At 73.7% G+C, this 17,071-nt stretch carries 17 protein-coding genes; 10 read left to right on the forward strand and 7 right to left on the reverse strand.

Features of this window, described 5'->3' with window-relative positions:
* Positions 1-56: 56 nt before the first annotated feature.
* Together urtD and urtE are read left to right on the forward strand one after the other, a co-directional pair.
* Positions 57-824: an urea ABC transporter ATP-binding protein UrtD gene (urtD, locus tag IEZ03_RS15670; protein WP_308427978.1), complete on the forward strand. Its 768-nt coding sequence runs from the start codon at positions 57-59 to the stop codon at positions 822-824.
* Positions 825-849: 25 nt separating this feature from the next.
* Positions 850-1,557, forward strand: coding sequence for an urea ABC transporter ATP-binding subunit UrtE (urtE, locus tag IEZ03_RS15675; RefSeq protein ID WP_229808319.1), 708 nt, complete (start codon positions 850-852; stop codon positions 1,555-1,557).
* A gap of 29 nt (positions 1,558-1,586) precedes the next feature.
* On the opposite strand, the gene IEZ03_RS15680 is transcribed toward urtE, so the two are convergent.
* Positions 1,587-1,886: a hypothetical protein gene (locus IEZ03_RS15680; protein WP_184883829.1), complete on the reverse strand. Its 300-nt coding sequence runs from the start codon at positions 1,884-1,886 to the stop codon at positions 1,587-1,589.
* Between the two features lie 222 nt (positions 1,887-2,108).
* On the opposite strand from IEZ03_RS15680, the gene IEZ03_RS15685 reads away from it, so the two are divergent.
* From IEZ03_RS15685 to IEZ03_RS15705, 5 genes are all read left to right on the forward strand, one after another.
* Positions 2,109-2,453 (forward strand): ArsR/SmtB family transcription factor, encoded by a 345-nt coding sequence (locus IEZ03_RS15685; RefSeq protein ID WP_132046589.1) that lies wholly within the window; start codon positions 2,109-2,111, stop codon positions 2,451-2,453.
* Entirely contained in the window at positions 2,437-2,919 is a 483-nt protein-coding gene (locus tag IEZ03_RS15690) for an SRPBCC family protein (protein ID WP_184883827.1), read from the forward strand. Before IEZ03_RS15685 ends, IEZ03_RS15690 begins: the two co-directional genes overlap by 17 nt.
* Positions 2,906-3,478, forward strand: a complete 573-nt coding sequence (locus IEZ03_RS15695) for a TIGR03086 family metal-binding protein (protein ID WP_184883826.1) — start codon at positions 2,906-2,908, stop codon at positions 3,476-3,478. The genes IEZ03_RS15690 and IEZ03_RS15695 overlap by 14 nt, the downstream gene beginning before the upstream one ends.
* 136 nt (positions 3,479-3,614) lie before the next feature.
* A complete protein-coding gene (locus IEZ03_RS15700) occupies positions 3,615-3,806 on the forward strand; it encodes a hypothetical protein (protein WP_184883824.1) in 192 nt (63 codons plus the stop codon).
* Positions 3,807-3,873: 67 nt separating this feature from the next.
* Positions 3,874-5,337: a benzaldehyde dehydrogenase gene (locus IEZ03_RS15705; protein ID WP_229808320.1), complete on the forward strand. Its 1,464-nt coding sequence runs from the start codon at positions 3,874-3,876 to the stop codon at positions 5,335-5,337.
* 48 nt (positions 5,338-5,385) lie between these two features.
* On the opposite strand, the gene IEZ03_RS15710 is transcribed toward IEZ03_RS15705, so the two are convergent.
* The 3 genes from IEZ03_RS15710 to IEZ03_RS15720 all read right to left on the reverse strand — a co-directional run bounded on the left by IEZ03_RS15710 (position 5,386) and on the right by IEZ03_RS15720 (position 9,202).
* Positions 5,386-7,086, reverse strand: a complete 1,701-nt coding sequence (locus tag IEZ03_RS15710; RefSeq protein WP_184883820.1) for a sigma-70 RNA polymerase sigma factor region 4 domain-containing protein — start codon at positions 7,084-7,086, stop codon at positions 5,386-5,388.
* Between the two features lie 60 nt (positions 7,087-7,146).
* Complete coding sequence (locus IEZ03_RS15715; protein ID WP_184883818.1) at positions 7,147-8,223, reverse strand: tartrate dehydrogenase; 1,077 nt, start codon at positions 8,221-8,223, stop codon at positions 7,147-7,149.
* Positions 8,224-8,296: 73 nt separating this feature from the next.
* Positions 8,297-9,202, reverse strand: a complete 906-nt coding sequence (locus tag IEZ03_RS15720) for a LysR family transcriptional regulator (RefSeq protein ID WP_184883816.1) — start codon at positions 9,200-9,202, stop codon at positions 8,297-8,299.
* A 161-nt stretch (positions 9,203-9,363) separates the two neighbouring features.
* Between IEZ03_RS15720 and IEZ03_RS15725 the strand changes: the two genes are divergently transcribed.
* The gene (locus tag IEZ03_RS15725) at positions 9,364-11,022 is read left to right on the forward strand and encodes an SLC13 family permease (protein WP_184883814.1); all 1,659 of its coding nucleotides are present in this window, start codon (positions 9,364-9,366) and stop codon (positions 11,020-11,022) included.
* A gap of 26 nt (positions 11,023-11,048) precedes the next feature.
* Here the strand turns inward: IEZ03_RS15725 and IEZ03_RS15730 are convergent, their stop codons facing one another.
* Positions 11,049-12,311 carry an NADH:flavin oxidoreductase/NADH oxidase family protein gene (locus IEZ03_RS15730; protein WP_184883812.1) on the reverse strand — a complete coding sequence of 421 codons (1,263 nt, stop codon included), beginning with the start codon at positions 12,309-12,311 and terminating at the stop codon, positions 11,049-11,051.
* Between the two features lie 155 nt (positions 12,312-12,466).
* Complete coding sequence (gene ppk2 / locus IEZ03_RS15735) at positions 12,467-13,240, reverse strand: polyphosphate kinase 2 (RefSeq protein ID WP_229808321.1); 774 nt, start codon at positions 13,238-13,240, stop codon at positions 12,467-12,469.
* Positions 13,241-13,530: 290 nt separating this feature from the next.
* Here ppk2 and IEZ03_RS15740 point away from each other — a divergent pair, with 290 nt between their 5' ends.
* Both IEZ03_RS15740 and ilvD read left to right on the forward strand, forming a co-directional pair.
* A complete protein-coding gene (locus IEZ03_RS15740; RefSeq protein ID WP_221480692.1) occupies positions 13,531-13,788 on the forward strand; it encodes an SDR family NAD(P)-dependent oxidoreductase in 258 nt (85 codons plus the stop codon).
* A 57-nt stretch (positions 13,789-13,845) separates the two neighbouring features.
* Positions 13,846-15,555, forward strand: coding sequence for a dihydroxy-acid dehydratase (gene ilvD, locus IEZ03_RS15745; protein WP_221480691.1), 1,710 nt, complete (start codon positions 13,846-13,848; stop codon positions 15,553-15,555).
* Between the two features lie 17 nt (positions 15,556-15,572).
* Here ilvD and IEZ03_RS15750 read toward each other — a convergent pair whose 3' ends face one another.
* Positions 15,573-16,994, reverse strand: coding sequence for a hypothetical protein (locus IEZ03_RS15750; RefSeq protein ID WP_184883806.1), 1,422 nt, complete (start codon positions 16,992-16,994; stop codon positions 15,573-15,575).
* Positions 16,995-17,071: the final 77 nt, after the last annotated feature.

Genomic DNA, 17,071 nt, shown 5'->3' on the forward strand with positions numbered 1-17,071 from the left:
CGGAAGGAGGCGGCGACCGCGTGAACACCCACACCAAGCCCGCCAACGGTCAGGTCGTGACCACCGGGGCCCGTGCCCCGGCCCTGCTGGAGATCCGCGAGCTGGAGGTCGTCTTCAACGGGTTCAAGGCCGTCGACGGCATCGACCTCACCGTGGAGCAGGGGGAGCTGCGCTTCCTGATCGGCCCGAACGGGGCGGGCAAGACCACCCTGCTCGACGTCGTCACCGGGCTGACCCGGCCGTCGATGGGCTCGGTGACCTTCGCCGGCACGTCCCTCGTCGGGCGCCCGGAGCACCGGATCGTGCGCCTCGGGATCGGCCGGACGTTCCAGACGTCCGTGGTCTTCGAGGAGCTCACCGTCGTGGAGAACATCGACCTCGCCGCGAGCTTCCGCCGCCCGCTCGTCACGCTCCTGCGCCGGCGGCGCGGGGTGTCGGACGTCGTGGCGGCCGCGCTGGAGCGGACCGGGCTCGCGGACCTGGCGGACCGGCCCGCCAGGGTGCTCTCGCACGGCCAGCGGCAGTGGCTGGAGATCGGGATGCTGATCGTGCAGGGGCCCCGGCTGCTGCTCCTCGACGAGCCCGTGGCCGGCATGAGCCGGGCGGAGCGCGAGCGGACCGGCGAACTGCTCACCGAGATCGCCAGGGACCACACCGTCATCGTCGTCGAGCACGACATGGAGTTCCTGCGGCGGTACGCGTCGCAGGTGACGGTCCTGCACGAGGGCACCGTCCTGGTGGAGGGGGACGTCGCCACGGTGCAGGACGACCCCCGGGTCCAGGAGGTCTATCTCGGCCGATCCGCGAACGGGGAGGTCCGATGACCCGCGATGAGAACGGGGACACCGCATGACCGACGTGATGCTGCGGGTGAGCGGGCTGGAGACCGCCTACGGCCGCTCCCGCGTGCTGTTCGGCGTGGATCTGGCGGTGCGTCCGGGCGAGCTGACGTGCGTCATGGGCCGCAACGGCGCGGGCAAGACCACCCTGCTCAACACGATCATGGGCCTGCTGGCGCCGACGGCGGGCACGGTCGTCTTCGACGGCGCGGACATCACGCGGACGAGCACCTGCCAGCGGGTCAGATCGGGCATGGGCTACGTGCCGCAGGGCCATGAGACGTTCCCGCAGCTGACGGTCTGGGAGAACCTCCAGGTGACGCAGGAGGCGATGGGCCGCCGCGATCCCGGGGCCGTCGACGACGCCCTGGCGGTCTTCCCTCGGCTGACCAAGCTCCTGCAGCGCCGGGCGGGGTTCCTGTCGGGCGGGCAGCAGCAGCAACTGGCGATCGCCCGCGCCCTGGTGACCCGGCCGCGGATCCTGATCCTGGACGAGCCGACCGAGGGCATCCAGCCCTCGATCATCCTGGAGATCGAGGAGGCCATCGAGCGGCTGCACAGGGAGCACGACCTCGCCGTCCTGCTCGTGGAGCAGTACCTCGACCTGGCCCTGCGCCTGGCCGACAGGTTCGCGATCCTCGACGGCGGCGTCGTCCGGCACTCCGGGACCGCCGAGGACCTGCGCAGCGACGAGGTCAAGCGCCTGCTCGCCGTCTGAGTCCGGCGCGGGCCCGGCGGCCGCGCGGGTCAGCAGGCGCCCGAGCCCGGTACGTGGCCGCCGGGGCGGCGGGCGGCGAACTCCCTCTCCCAGTACAGCGCAGCCTCGCGGTCGGCCTGGTCGCAGCCGCACTCGCGGGCGTGCCGGGTGGCGGACGCGGCGCGGCGGGCCAGCGCCGACGCCCGCACCGCCGCGCAGCCGCAGTGGTGCGCGATCGCCGCCCCGGTGGCCCGGCTGAACGCGGGCCCGTGCCGCGCGCAGTCGCACAGGGGCGAGCCCCGCATCTCGAGCTCGTCCGCGATCCTCGCCCGCTGCGCGTCTCCGCTCATCGCCCGCTCCGCGTCACCATGCCCCAATCCTTACCGCAGCGGAGCATTCCAGACGTCCGGTCGCGCATGCCGGATTCGCTCCGCCCGCATCGGGCACACCGGCAGAACCTGGACCGAGCTGCACCACAGGGCTGCGATCAGGTCTTTCAACCGAATAGTTGACAGTGTGGAACCGCGCGCCCTAGCGTGGGTTTCAACCAAAAGGTTGAAAACAGGAGGGCGATGACCGAGGACACGCTGTCCCGGGTCTTCGCCGCCCTCGCGGACCCGACCCGGCGCGACATGGTCGCCCGGCTCACCGAGGGCGACGCGACCGCGAGCCAGCTGGCCGAGCCGTACCGGATGTCGCTGCAGGCCGTCTACAAGCACCTGCGGGTCCTGGAGGACGCCGGGCTCGTCAGCCGGCCACCGGGGCCGCAGCCCCGGCCGGTGCGGCTGGAGGTCGGGGCCCTGGACCTGATGGACACCTGGATCGAACGCCACCGGGCCCGCGCCGAGCGGCGCTACCGCCGCCTCGACGCCGTCCTGGCGGAGATGAAGGAGGACGAAGATGCCGAAGATCACTGAGACGGCGATCGAGGTCGACCCGAAGCTGCCGGTCATCCGGATGACGCGCGACTTCGCGGCGGCGCCCGAGCAGCTGCTCCGCGCCCACACCGACCCCGAGCTCTTCGCCCGGTGGGTGGGGCCCGAGGGCATGGACACCCGGATCGACCACTGGGACGCGCGCACCGGCGGGAGCTGGCGGTACGTCTCGGCGCGGGACGGCGAGGAGTACTGGTTCCGCGGCACCTTCCACGAGGTGCGCCCGGACCGCATCGTGCAGACCTTCACCTACGAGGGCGAGCCGGACGGGGTCGCGCTGGAGACGCTGTGGTTCGAGGACCTCGGCGACGGGCGCACCCGGCTCCGGGCGCAGTCGCTGGTCGACAGCTTCGAGGACCGCGACATGTGGCTGCGCAGCGGCATGGAGACCGGTGTCGACGAGGGGTACGCCAAGCTGGAGAGGCTGCTTGCCGATGGCACTGTCTGACCGCCCCGCCGAGCGGCACCGGCAGGTCGCCGGGCTGTTCACCGACCGGGTCCGCGGCACCGCGTCCTGGGACGCGCCGTCGCCGGTCGCCGGCTGGACCGCGCGCGACGTCGTCCGGCACCTGACCGAGTGGTTCCCCGGGTTCCTGGCCGCCGGCGCCGGCATCGACCTGCCCCGGGGGCCGTCGGTGGACGAGGACCCGGTCGAAGCCTGGCGGGTCCACTGCGACGGTGTGCAGGCGGTGCTGGACGACCCGGGCACCGCGCACCGCGAACTGAACAACCCGCACATCGGCACCGTGCCGCTGGACACCGCGATCGACCGGTTCTACACCGCCGACGTGTTCATGCACACGTGGGACCTCGCCAGGGCCACCGGCCAGGACGACCGGCTGGACCCCGGCTTCTGCGCCGACCTCCTCGCGGGGATGGAGGAGGTGGAGGAGGCTATCCGCTCCTCCGGCCAGTACGGGCCCCGCGTCGAGGTGCCCGGCGACGCCGACGTCCAGACGAGGCTGCTCGGCTTCATCGGCCGGGACCCGTACTGGAAGGGCGCCTGAGCCGGGGCGGGGTCGGGGAGACGGAGCGGGTCAGAAGGGGAACGCGCGGTCCCGGTCGCGGACGGTGATCCACGGGAGTTCGCAGAACTCGTCGGCCGCTTCAAGCCGACCCGCGGCCGCGTCCCGCTCGACGGGGGTGCCGCCGCCGGCCCCGTCCCTCGACCACCTCGGGATGCTGGCGGGCACGGTGGACGACGCCGCGCTGCTCGTGTCCGCGTTCGCCGCACCGCCGGAGCCGCACCCGGGCGGCGGCGCCGTCCTCGGCGCGGCCCGCCTCGTCGAGCGACTCGTCCCCCGGCCGCCCTTCCCCTGCGACGCAGGTTCATGAGGAGATGAGCCAGGGGCTCAGGCCCGGGTACTGCGCAGGAACCAGCGAAACGACAGGGGAGAGGCCCGTGGGACTGCTCGACAGCGTCGACTGGCAGGGAAACATCTTCAAGAACGGTGCGTGGACGCCGGGACACGGCGGCGACTACGCCGTGGTCGAGCCCGCCACCGGCGGCGAGCTCGGCCGGATGGGGCAGGCCGCGCCCAAGGACGTCGCCGAGGCCGCCGCGAGCGCCGCCGAGGCGCAGCGGGAGTGGGCCGCGCTGCCGCACCCCGCCCGAGCCGCAGTCCTGCGCAAGGCCGGCGACCTGTGGCAGCGGCACGCCGAGGAGATCAGCGGCTGGAACGTCCGCGAGGTCGGGGCGGTCCCCGGCATGGCGGGGTTCGCGCTGCACGTGGCGTCCGAGGAGTGCTACGAGGCCGCCTCCCTGCCCGCCCGGGCGATCGGCGAGGTGCTGCCGTCGGAGGAGCCGCGGCTGTCCATGGCGCGCCGCATGCCGGCCGGGGTGGTCGCGGTGATCTCGCCGTTCAACGTGCCGATCATCCTCGGCATCCGCTCGGTGGCCCCGGCGCTCGCGCTCGGCAACGCCGTCCTCCTCAAGCCCGACCCGCGCACCGCGGTCACCGGCGGCGCCCTGATGGCGCGGGTGTTCGAGGAGGCCGGGCTGCCGCCGGACGTCCTGCAGATGCTGCCGGGCGGCGCGGACGTGGGCGAGGCGCTGGTCACCGACCCGAACGTCCGGGTCATCTCCTTCACCGGCTCCACCCCGGTCGGCCGCCGGATCGGCGAGCTGGCCGGCCGCCACCTCAAGCGCGCCCACCTGGAGCTCGGCGGCAACTCCGCGCTGCTGGTGCTGGACGACGCCGACGTGGACGCGGCGGTGAACCTGGCCACCTGGGGCTCGTTCTTCCACCAGGGCCAGATCTGCATGACCACCGGCCGGCACCTGGTCGCCGACCGCCTCTACGACGACTTCGTGGAGCGCCTGGCCGCCAAGGCCGACGCGCTCCCGGTCGGCGACCCGGCCGCGGACCAGGTCGCGCTCGGCCCCGTCATCGACGCCGGCCAGCGCGACAGGATCCACGGCATGGTGACCGCGAGCGTCGACCAGGGCGCCACGCTCGCCTCCGGCGGGACCTACGAGCAGCTGTTCTACCGGCCCACGGTGCTGGCGGGCACGCCGCTCACCGCGCCCGCCTTCGCCGACGAGGTCTTCGGCCCGGTCGCGCCGGTCACGCGCGTGTCGTCGGTCTCCCAGGCGGTGGAGCTGGCCGCCGCGAGCGAGTACGGCCTGTCGCTCGGCATCGTGACCCGGGACGCGATGCGCGGCCTGGCCGTCGCCGAGCAGATCCCGACGGGGATCGTCCACATCAACGACCAGACCGTCAACGACGAGGCCAACGCCCCGTTCGGCGGCCTGGGGGCGTCCGGCACCGGGTCCCGCTTCGGCGGCGCGGCGGCCAACGTCGAGGCGTTCACCGAGACCCGCTGGATCACCATGCGCGGCGAGCCCCCGCGCTACCCCCTCTGACCGCGCCGGCGCCGGCCGCGGCGGGTACGCCCGCCCGGCCGGCGCCGGTCACCAGGGGCTGACGACCGTGCGGTCCCCGTCGTTCTCGTAGGCCACGACGTGGACGACCGGGAGGTGCGCCCGCTCCGGGAGCCTGCCGCCGGTGCGCGGGCCCGGCACCAGCAGCAGGAGCGCCTCGTCCTTCCCGGCGGTGTCCTCCTCGCGGGAGTCCAGCTCGCCGACCGTCTTCAGCCGCCTGACGTTCGGCCCGGCGGCCGCCACCAGGTGCCAGCGCCGCGGCGACCGCCACCACAGGGCGGCGGCCATCGACGCGGCGGACGAGGTGGTGTCGCTGTTGGTCCTGCCCCGTTCGGACAGCGCCTTCCCGCCCTCGGAGATCAGCACCGCGCTGCCGGGGGCGGCCCACTGGGACGACGCGTCCACCGTCAGCAGCGTCGCCCGGCCGCCGCCGTCGGGCAGCTCGCCGCTCCACAGCCGGCCGAGCCGCAGGTCGCCCGACTCGCTGAGCGTCGCCGCGCCCTCGCAGGCGACGGCGTGCAGCGCCGCCCAGCGGAACCGCTCCTCCGGCTCGGGCCGGTCGGGGAACCACACCCGCGGCGCCGCCGACCACGGGTCGTGCGAGGCGAGCTGCGTGACCGCCCGCACCGTCCCGCCGGCCGCCGGCCGGAAGATCATCCGGAACACCACGTAGTTCTGGCAGCGCGGCGTGAACCAGGTCCACGGCAGCGGGCCGGTCAGCCCGTCCCGGACCGGCAGCGGCGTCCAGTCCGGGGCGCGCCCCTCCGGTACCGCCGCCCGCACGTCCTGCAGCCAGGGCGGGACGAGGTAGCGCCACGTCATGCCGAGCATGATCAGCTGCCCCGTGCCGTTGCCGAGCCGGCGGACCGACTCCACGCCGCGCGACAGGCGCCGCTCGAAGTACTGCGCCATGCTCGGCGCGTCCCGGGCGCCGGGGGTGTCGCGCAGCACGACGAGGGACGCGCCGTCCACCGTCCCGGCGTACAGGAGGAAGACGCGGCCGACCGGCGGGTGGCGGTGGTGGTCCCGCCATGCCTCGGCGGCCCGGCGCAGCAGCGCCGCGTCGTGCCGCAGCCCGCCCTGGGCCGGCCACTCGTTGATCGAGGGGGCGGGGGTCTTGCGCCAGGCCCCCGGGTCGACCGCCGCGGGCCCGCCGGCCCCCTCCTCCGCCCGCGTGAGGACGGATCCGGCGACCGCCAGCAGCGCCACCGCGACCGCGGCCGCCACCGCGGCGCGCCACGCCGGCCGGACGGACGGCGGGCGGAGCCGGACGAGATCGGGGTCGAACGCCTCGATCTCGGCCCGCTGCGCCGCCTCGTCCAGCCCGGTCCGGGCGTCCACGGCGGCGGTGGCCCGCTCCACGTCCCGGAAGTCGGTGGGCCGGTGCGGGCCGAGCTCGGCGGCGACCTCGGGAACGGTGAGGCCGTCGAGGCGCAGCAGGCACGCGAGCCGCTCGTGCGGCGGAAGCTCCGACAGCGCCTCCCGGACGGGCCCCCGCGGCGGGGGCGCGGGCTCGAAGAGGACGCGGTGCAGCGGGCTCCACCCGGCGGGCGGCTCGGTCAGCAGGACGCCGACCAGCCGCGCCCGCTTGGCCGGGTAGCCGCCCGGCCGCCCCCGGGCGGCGCGCGCGGCGGCGCGGCGGGCGCGCGCGAGGGGTGCGTCGCCGTCGTCGAGCACCAGATACGCGAGCCGCAGAAGGCGGGCGTAGTCCGCGCGGTTCACCGTCAGCACCGGGTACCTCCCACCGCATTGTGCGCAGCGGCCGGTAACAGCCGGGTAGAGCGCGGCCCCTCAACTCAGGGGGCGCAGTGCGGTGATGACGTGTTCGGCCAGTTCGCCGGTGGTGGCGGCGCCGCCCAGGTCGGGGGTCCGTACCGTGCCTTCCGCCAGGACGGACGCCATCGCCGAGGTGATGTCGGCGGCGGCCTCCGTGTGGCCGAGGTGGTCGAGCATCATCGCGGCGGACCAGATCGTCCCGAGCGGGTTGGCGATGCCGCGGCCCGCGATGTCGGGCGCCGAGCCGTGCACCGGCTCGAACATCGACGGGAACCGGCCCTCCGGGTTGAGGTTGGCGGACGGCGCGATCCCGATGCTGCCCGCGATGGCCGCCGCCAGGTCGCTGAGGATGTCGCCGAACAAGTTGGACCCAACCACCACGTCGAACCGCTCGGGCCGGAGGACGAACTTGGCGGCCAAGGCGTCGATGTGTTCCTGGTCCCAGGTGACGGCGGGGTGGGCGGCGGCGCGTTCCCGGACGAGCTCGTCCCAGAACGGCATCGTGTGCACGATGCCGTTCGACTTGGTCGCCGAGGTGAGCCGCCCCCGGCGCCGGCCGGCGAGGCCGAAGGCGTAGTCGAGGATGCGGGTGACGCCGGCGCGGGTGAACACCGACTCCTGCACGGCGGTCTCCTGCGGCGTGCCCTGGTAGATCCGCCCGCCGATCTCGCTGTACTCGCCCTCCACGTTCTCCCGGACGACGACGAAGTCGACCTCGCCGGCGCGGGCGCCGCGCAGCGGGCTGTCCAGGCCCTCGAACACCTTGATCGGACGCAGGTTCACGTACTGCTGGAACCGGCGGCGGATCGGGATCAGCAGCCCCCACAGCGACACGTGGTCGGGCACGCCCGGGTAGCCGACGGCGCCCAGCAGGATCGCGTCGTGCTCGGCCAGGCGGTCCAGGGCGTCGTCCGGCATCATCGCACCCTCGCGCTCGTACCGTTCGCAGGACCAGTCGTACTCGGCGTAGTCGAGGGCCAGGCCGCGGCGCTCGCACACGGCGTCCAGGACGCGCCGCGCCGCCGGGACGACCTCGCGGCCGATGCCGTCCCCGGGGACCAGCGCGATGCGGTGAGGGGTGCTGCTGCTCATGCCGGGAATTGGATCAAGGGTTTGCGGGCTCGTCCAAGACGCGTCCCCAATGCGTCCGATAAGCCGCGCCTATCTACCGGCCTGTCTCCGGGTCCGTCCACGGGTCGCGGGAGAGGGCCATCCGCAGGAACTCCTCGGCGATCGGGCTGAGCCAGCCCTTCCGGCCGGCCAGGGCGATGTGCAGGCTGGCGGGCGGGTCGAGGTCGCGGACGACGGCGCCCGCGCGCAGCGCCAGCGGCCGCCACGCCTCCGCGAGGATCGCCACGCCGACCCCCTTCAGGACCAGCGAGAGGATCGCCGCCCGGTGGTCGGTCTCCACCGCGAACGGCACGTCCACGCCGGAGGCCCGGATCTCGTCGGCCAGGCGGCGCATGCCCGTCCCGCGCTCCCCGGCGATCAGCCGGTGCCCGGCGAGGCGCTCCCGCGGCAGCGGCGGGCCCGGCTCGAACGGGCCGTCCGGCGGCGCCACCAGGACGAGCCGCTGCTCCCCCACCGGGTGCAGGTCGACGTCGGTCGTGGCGGGCGGCTCCCACGCCGACAGCAGCCCCAGCTCGGTGACGCCGGTCCGCACCATGTCGATGACCGCGCCCGGCACCGGCGCGTCGCGCAGCACCACGTCCACCCCGGGGTACCGCGCGGCGAAGCGCTGCACCATGCCGCCGAGCGGCTCGATCGCGGGGGACGGCATCGAGGCGACGGCGATGCGGCCCGTCCGCAGGCCGTGCGCCGCGGTCACGCTCTCCCGCGCCACCTCCAGGCTGCGCACCGCCTGCCGCGCCGGGCCGATCAGCGCCCGGCCCGCCTCGGTCAGCACGACGCGCCGCCCGTTGCGGTGGAACAGCTGCGTCCCCAGGTCCTTCTCCAGGCCGCGGATCGCCTGCGACAGCGACGGCTGCGCCACGAACAGCGCGCCCGCCGCCCGGTTGAAGCCGCCGTGGTCCACCACGGCCAGGAAGTACTCCAGCTGCCGGACGTCCACCCGCGCCTCCGCTCGCCTATAGGGGGAGCCTTTCAGTCAAGTAGCCGACACGTCTTGGATTCGCCGTCCCGGGCGATCTTCAATTTGACGCAGAATCGCTTGTCCGGAACGCCCTAGGAACCCGGCCGCAACGGCGGGCTCCGCTCCCGAGGAGTGCTCCCATGACATCGGACGAGACCCCGCCGCGCGACCCCGCCGCCCCGCCCGCCACCGGGCCCGCGGGCACCGCGGCGCCCGCCCGCACCGACGTGGCCAAGGCGCTGATGGGCCAGGCCACCTACCGCAGCCTCGGCGAGCAGCGGCTCTCCGCCGCGGAGGAACGCTTCGAGAAGGCCCGCCGCACCACCGGGTTCTGGCTGGCGCCGCTGGTCACCGCGGTCTTCCTGCTCCTGCCGCTGGACATGGCGCCGTCCCAGCAGACCCTGGCCGGGATCCTGCTCGGCGTCATCGTGCTGTGGGTGACCGAGCCGGTGCCGATCCCCATCGGCGGCCTGATCGGGGTCGGCGTCATCGTGCTGTTCGGCGTGGTCCCCGCCGACGACGCGCTCGAACCGTTCGGCTCCACCACGATCTTCACGTTCATCGGGGCGTTCATCCTCGCCCAGGCGATGCTGAAGCACGGGGTCGCGCGGCGGTTCGCGTTCTTCATCCTGTCGCTGCCCGGCGTCGGCGAGTCCACCTTCCGGCTGATCGCCACGTTCGGCCTCGTCACCTGCCTGCTGTCGGCGTTCGTGTCCAACACCGCGACCGTCGCGATGCTGCTGCCGACGGCGCTCGGGCTGCTCACCGTCATCGCCAAGATGCTGCAGGACCGCGGCCTCGTCGCCGCCGACTTCGACCCGGCCCGGCTGCGCGTCGGCGCCGCGCTGGTGCTGATGCTCGCCTACGGCGCGTCCGTCGGCGGCCTGCTCACCCCGGTCGGCAGCCCGCCCAACCTGATCGGGCGCGGGCTGATCGAGGAGGCCACCGGCGAGCGGATCTCCTTCGCGCAGTGGACGCTGACCGCGCTGCCGCTGTGCGCGGTGATGCTGGTCGTGCTGGTCGTCGTCCTGCTGCTGCTCAACAAGCCGGAGATCCGCCGGATCGAGGGCGTCCAGGAGTACGTGGCCCGCGAGCGCGCCGACCTCGGCCGGATGAGCCGCGCGGAGAAGACCACGCTCGTCGCCTTCGCCGTCACCGTCGTCCTGTGGATCTTCCCCGGCGTCATCGCGCTGGCCGCCGGCACCGACTCGTCGATCTACGAGACAATCAGCGAACGGCTGGACGAGGGCATCGTCGCCGTGCTCGGCGCGTCCCTGCTGTTCATCCTCCCCACCGACTGGCGCCGCCGCCAGACCACCCTGAACTGGAGCGACGCCGCGCGCATCGACTGGGGCACCATCCTGCTGTTCGGGACGGGCATCATCTTCGGCTCACTGCTCGCCGACACGGGGCTGGCCCGCACCATCGGCGGTTCCGCGTCCGACGCCCTCGGCCTGACCAGCACGTTCTTCATCACCGCGTTCGCCGCGGTGCTGGCCATCCTGATCTCGGAGACGACCAGCAACACCGCGTCCGCCGCCGTGGTCGTCCCGATCATCATCCCGATCGCGCAGGCCGCGCAGGTCGACCCGTTCGTGCCCGCCCTGGCCGCCACGTTCGCGGCCTCGTTCGGCTTCATGCTCCCGGTGTCCACCCCGCAGAACGCGATCGCCTACGGCTCCGGCGCCGTCCCGATCACCACCATGATCCGCTCCGGCTTCGCCTTCGACGTCTTCGGCGCCCTCCTGATCATCCTCGGCCTGCCGCTGATGGTCGCCCTCACCGGCATCGGCGGCTGACCTGGCCGGCGTGCCGGGCGGAGCGGTCAGCCGCGCTTGGGACGCAGGGCGGCGGGGCCGTGCCGGACCATCGAGCCGAGGGTGCGCCACCACGGCACGGCGGGGTCGGGGTCCCGGCCCGCCGCCATGCGGTGGAGCTGGTCGGCGTGCCATTGCACGTTCAGCGCGCTGTCCAGGGGGCGGATGTCGGTGAGGCGCCCGATCACCCGGCGGGCGCCGACCCCGATCGCGGGGACCTCCAGCCGCTCCCGGCCGTCCTCGAACAGCGCCCTGGGCGCGTCGGGGGTGAGGCAGGTGGGCCGCCCGATGCCGACGATGTCGCAGTCGCCCTCGGCCAGTGCCTCCTCCATCGCGGCGCGGGTGCGGAACCCGCCGGTGACGGCGATCGGCGTCCGGCCGGCGGCCTCGCGGACCGTCCGGGCGTAGTCCAGGAAGTACGCTTCGCGCGCCCGGGTGGAGTCGGCCAGCACGCCCATCATGGCCGGGGCCTCGTACGATCCCCCGCTGACCTCGATGAGGTCGATCCCCTCCGCGACGAGGGCGCGGACGACCTCGCGGGACTCCTCCTCGGTGAATCCGCCGCGCTGGAAGTCGGCCGAGTTCAGCTTGATCCCCACGGAGAACCCGGGGCCCACCTCGGCGCGGACGGCGCGCAGGACCTCCAGCACGAAGGCCCGGCGCCGCTCGGGGTCGCCGCCCCAGGCGTCGTCCCGCCGGTTGGAGATGGGCGACAGGAACTGGGTGACGAGGTAGCCGTGCGCTCCGTGGATCTGCACGCCGTCGAACCCGGCGGCCTCGGCGACGGCCGCGGCGGCGCCGAACCGCTTGACGATCTCGCGGATCTCCTCGTCGGTGAGGGCGCGGGGCTTGGCGGCGCCGGGGACGCGGGCCGCGATCGCGCTCGGCGCGACCGGACGGCTCCGCCCGGCGCGCCGGTTGGCCTGCCGCCCGGGGTGGTTGAGCTGCGCGAAGATCGGCCCGCCGCGCCCGCGGTAGCTCCCGGTCCACCGGGTCAAGGCGTCCAGGTGGCGGTCGTCCTCGATGACGACGTTGCCGGGCTCGTTCAGGTGCCGGAGGTCGACGGCGACGTTCCCGGTGACCAGCAGGCCGTAGCCGCCGGTGCTCCACCTGCGGTAGAGGGTCTCCAGGCGGGTGCCGGGCGACCCGTCGGCCTCGGCGAGCCCCTCGCTCAGCGCCGACTTCATCAGCCGGTTCGGCAGGGTCAGCCCCGACGGCAGGGTGAGGGGCTCGCCCAGCCGGCCGACGTGACTGGTCGGGGTGGAACTCATGGCTCACTCCTCGCGGCCGGGCTCCGGCCCGCCTACGTCATGCGCCGCCACGGCGGGTGCCGTGGCGGCGCGGGTGATCACGTTGACGCCGAAGCCTATGGGGTCGGCACGGAAAAGGGGAGGTCAGCGGCCCGGCGACCCGTCCACGCCGCTCGTCAGGCTTCCAGGGTCGCCGCGTGGTCCGGGACGTGGTTCTGCTCGCCGCGCGGGGGCCGCACGTACCCCTTGGACGGCGGGCGCTCCGGCAGATGGAGCGGCGGACGCTCCACCTCGCGGTAGGGAATGCTCGACAGGAGGTGGTGGATCATGTTGATGCGGGCCCGCCGCTTGTCGTCGCTGTCGACCACGTTCCAGGGCGCCTCGGGAATGTCGGTGTGGACGAACATCTCGTCCTTGGCGCGCGAGTAGTCCTCCCAGCGCGAGATGGACTCCATGTCCATCGGGGACAGTTTCCACCGCCGCATCGGATCCTCGAGGCGCTTGCGGAACCGGCGCTCCTGCTCGGCATCGCTGACGGAGAACCAGTACTTGCGCAGCAGGATGCCGTCCTCGACGAGCATCCGCTCGAATATGGGGCACTGATGCAGGAAACGCCGGTGCTCGTCAGCGGTGCAGAACCCCATGACCCGCTCGACGCCCGCGCGGTTGTACCACGACCGGTCGAACAGGACGATCTCTCCGGCGGCGGGCAGGTGCTGGATGTACCGCTGGAAGTACCACTGGGTCCGCTCCCGATCGGTCGGCACCGGAAGCGCCACGATGCGTGCGAAGCGGGGGTTGAGGTACTCGGTGACGCGCTTGATCGTGCTGCCCTTGCCGGCGGCGTCCCGCCCCTCGAACACCACGGCGATGCGCACGCCCTCCTCGCGCACCCACTCCTGCAGTATCAGCAACTGCTCCTGGAGCCGGAGCAGCTCGCTCTCGTACATCCGCCGAGGCAAACGCCGTTTCGACCCCATACAGCCTCCCGACCTCGATCCACACCGGAACCGTATCGGCCCAGGGACGGAGCCGAATCCGGCGGCCCGCGCCGGGCCCTAGAGCATCGCGGCGCCAGGACCGGCGGAACGAACCGCCCATCGGCGACATTCAGTCGGAGGCCGGGAGCGGCTTGGCCGCCTTGAGGGCCATGGGGGTCCCGTCGCAGCTGAGTTCGCCCGTCCCGGATGAGGTGCAGAGGAGCTCCAGGGTCTCCGCGGCGTTCACGTAGCGCTCGCCGATGAGGGTCGCGGCCTCCCCACCTGGCGGAGGTGCCGGCGGCTCGGCGGGCGGCGTGTCGTTCGAGGAGTGGGAGCGGGTCGTCGACGTCAACCTGCACGGGACGTTCCACTGCGTGCAGGCGGTGCTCCCCGACATGCTGGACGCGGGCTGGGTGCGGATCGTCGACATCTCCTCCTCCAGCACCCACTCCGGCCAGCCGTACATGGCGCGCTACGTGGCGGCCAGATCGGGCGTCAACGGCGGCCGCAGCACCTGACCACGGCCCGGCAGGGGCGAGGCGGCGCTCCGTGGGTAGGGACGGGGAATGTCAGCCATGTCACCAGGGGAGCCGGGGGCCGAGCTCAAGCCGCGGTCGCGCCAGGTCACCGACGGCCTGGAGGCGACGGCGTCGCGCGGCATGCTGCGGGCCGTCGGGATGGGCGACGAGGACTTCGGCAAGCCGCAGATCGGCATCGCGAGCTCGTGGAACGAGATCACGCCGTGCAACCTGTCGCTCGACCGGCTCGCGCAGGGCGCCAAGGAGGGCGTGCACGCCGGCGGCGGGTACCCGCTGCAGTTCGGCACGATCTCGGTGTCCGACGGCATCTCGATGGGGCACGAGGGGATGCACTTCTCCCTCGTCAGCCGCGACATCATCGCCGACTCCGTCGAGACCGTCGTGCAGGCGGAGCGCCTCGACGGGACCGTGCTGCTCGCGGGCTGCGACAAGTCGCTGCCCGGGATGCTCATGGCCGCCGCCCGGCTGGACCTCGCGAGCGTCTTCCTCTACGCGGGCTCGATCGCGCCCGGGTGGGTCAGGCTGTCCGACGGCACCGAGAAGGACGTCACGATCATCGACGCGTTCGAGGCCGTCGGCGCGTGCGCGCGGGGCCTGATGAGCCGCGAGGACGTCGACCGGATCGAACGGGCGATCTGCCCGGGCGAGGGCGCCTGCGGCGGCATGTACACGGCGAACACCATGGCGTCCGCGGCCGAGGCGATGGGGATGTCGCCGCCCGGGTCGGCCGCGCCGCCGTCCGCGGACCGGCGCCGCGACGCCTTCGCGCACCGCTCGGGAGAGGCCGTCGTGGACCTGCTGCGGCGGGGCATCACCGCACGGGACGTCATGACCAGGGAGGCGTTCGAGAACGCGATCGCCGTGGTCATGGCGTTCGGCGGCTCGACCAACGCGGTGCTGCACCTCCTGGCGATCGCGCACGAGGCCGAGGTCGACCTCGCCCTCGCCGACTTCGACCGCGTCGCGAGCCGCGTCCCGCATCTCGGGGACCTCAAGCCCTTCGGCCGGTACGTCATGAACGACGTCGACCGCATCGGCGGCGTCCCCGTCGTCATGAAGGCCCTGCTCGACGCCGGGCTGCTGCACGGCGACGCGCTCACCGTCACCGGGCGGACCGTGGCCGAGAACCTCGCCGACCTCGCCCCGCCCGACCCCGACGGGAAGATCCTGCGGGCGCTCGGCGACCCGATCCACAGGACGGGCGGCATCACCATCCTGCACGGCTCCCTCGCACCCGAAGGCGCCGTCGTGAAGTCGGCCGGCTTCGACGAGGACGTGTTCGAGGGCACGGCCCGCGTCTTCGAGCGCGAACGGGCGGCCCTGGACGCGCTGGAGGACGGCACCATCACGGCCGGGGACGTCGTCGTCATCCGCTACGAGGGCCCGAAGGGCGGGCCGGGCATGCGCGAGATGCTCGCCATCACGGGCGCGATCAAGGGCGCGGGCCTCGGCAAGACCGTCCTGCTGATCACCGACGGCCGCTTCTCCGGCGGCACGACGGGCCTCTGCGTAGGCCACATCGCCCCCGAGGCCGTCGACGCCGGCCCGGTCGCCTTCGTCCACGACGGCGACCGCATCCGCCTGGACGTAAAGGCCAAGCGACTCGACATCCTCGTAGACGCCACCGAACTCGCCGCCCGGCGAACACCGGACTGGACACCGGTCCCCCACCCGTACACCCGGGGCGTACTGGCGAAGTACACAAAGCTCGTCCAGTCAGCCTCCAAGGGCGCCGTCCTGGAGTAACGAGATCCCGGTGCAGGTCACGGGCGTCCTGACGCTGGGGCGAGGTAAAGGCGTGGTCCGGTGGCCGCCACGGGGACGCGCTGCCAGTGTCCGGGAAGGTCAGGGCGCTCGTCGACTGCCAGGGCCACCCGTAGGCCCTGGTCTTGCAGCCTTCCGACGTTGGCGGCGGTGAGCGCGGCGGACGCGTCGCGGTCGCCGAGGCCGTCGCGCATGTCCGCTCCCCGGCACCGGCGCAGGAAGGCGATCTGCGGCGCGAACCTGCCGAGCACGGCGCAGTTCCCGCCGACACCGCGAACGGCCAGGGCATCGGCGGCCTCCTCAGGCCAGGACAGGGCCACCTCGGCGCGATCCGCGACACGGTCGGCCTTGGCGACCTGCAGCCCCGTGTGCACGAGGACCGCCACCGTCACACCGGCGGCCAAGACCCAACCCGCACGCCATCTTCGCGCCCCGCGCACGATCGCGGTGAGCCCCACACCGGCCGGCAGGGACAGCAGGGCGAACACCGGAAGCAGGTAACGCGGCACAGCGAGGTCGGTCAGCACGAAATAGGCACCGCCGAAGACGACGACCGTCCCGACGCAGACCAGCAGGGCGCGGCGAGCCTCACCTCTGGCCGCCCACAACCCCGCGCCCGCCAGCGCGAGGCCCCCGGCCCACCACAGCATCGCGGCGACCCCGACCACGCCGCAGTCCGCCGTCGTGGGCGGGCACGACTCCCGCCCGTCCACCGTCGCCAGGTAGCGCGGCAGGACGAAATGCAGCCCGCTCCCGCCGCCGAGCGACTGGACCGCCTCCAGCCGGGTCCCCGGGTCACCGAACCGGACGAACGACTCGACGACCCACACGCCCCACCCGGCCGCGACACCGCCCGCGATGCCCGCCGCCGACCACCGCCACCCCGGAACCCGGAGCGCCGCCACGAACAGCGGCAGCGCGAGCCACACCGCATCCGTGGGCCGCAGCAGCCCGACCCCCGCGATGATCAGCGCCAGCACGGCCCAGGCCCGGCGCCCGCCCGCGACCAGCACCCCAACGGCCGCGACGGCCCCCAGCGCGACCGGCATGTTCGGCAGCACGGTGGCGCCGTACCGCAGAGAAGCCCACGGCACCGCGAACAGCGCCGCCGCCACGGGCACGCTCGCCCGGTCCAGCACTTTGAACCACGGCCAGAAGGCCAGCACCAGCAGGACGGCCGACAGTACGGCGAAGTACACCCGGATCAGCGTCACGTCCGACGTCCAGAGCGTGACCGGCGCGGCCAGCACCCCTTCTCCGAGGGACCGGTGCGCCGCGAACGGCGTCCGCGGCGCGTCGCCGGAGAACTGGCTCGCGTAAACGGCCTCGTCCAGATCGAGCGGAACCCCGAGCCCGCCGGTGAGCGCCTGCAGTCCCACATATCCCAGCGCAACGCAGCCGAGCCCCACCCTGGCCGCCACGATTCCCCCCGCCGACGTCCCCCGTTCCCCCAGCTCAGGCTAGATCAGCCCCCCGTCCGCCACCGACGGCCATGCCG

The organism is Actinomadura livida (assembly GCF_014648675.1).
In the GTDB taxonomy this organism is placed as follows: Bacteria; Actinomycetota; Actinomycetes; order Streptosporangiales; family Streptosporangiaceae; genus Spirillospora; species Spirillospora livida.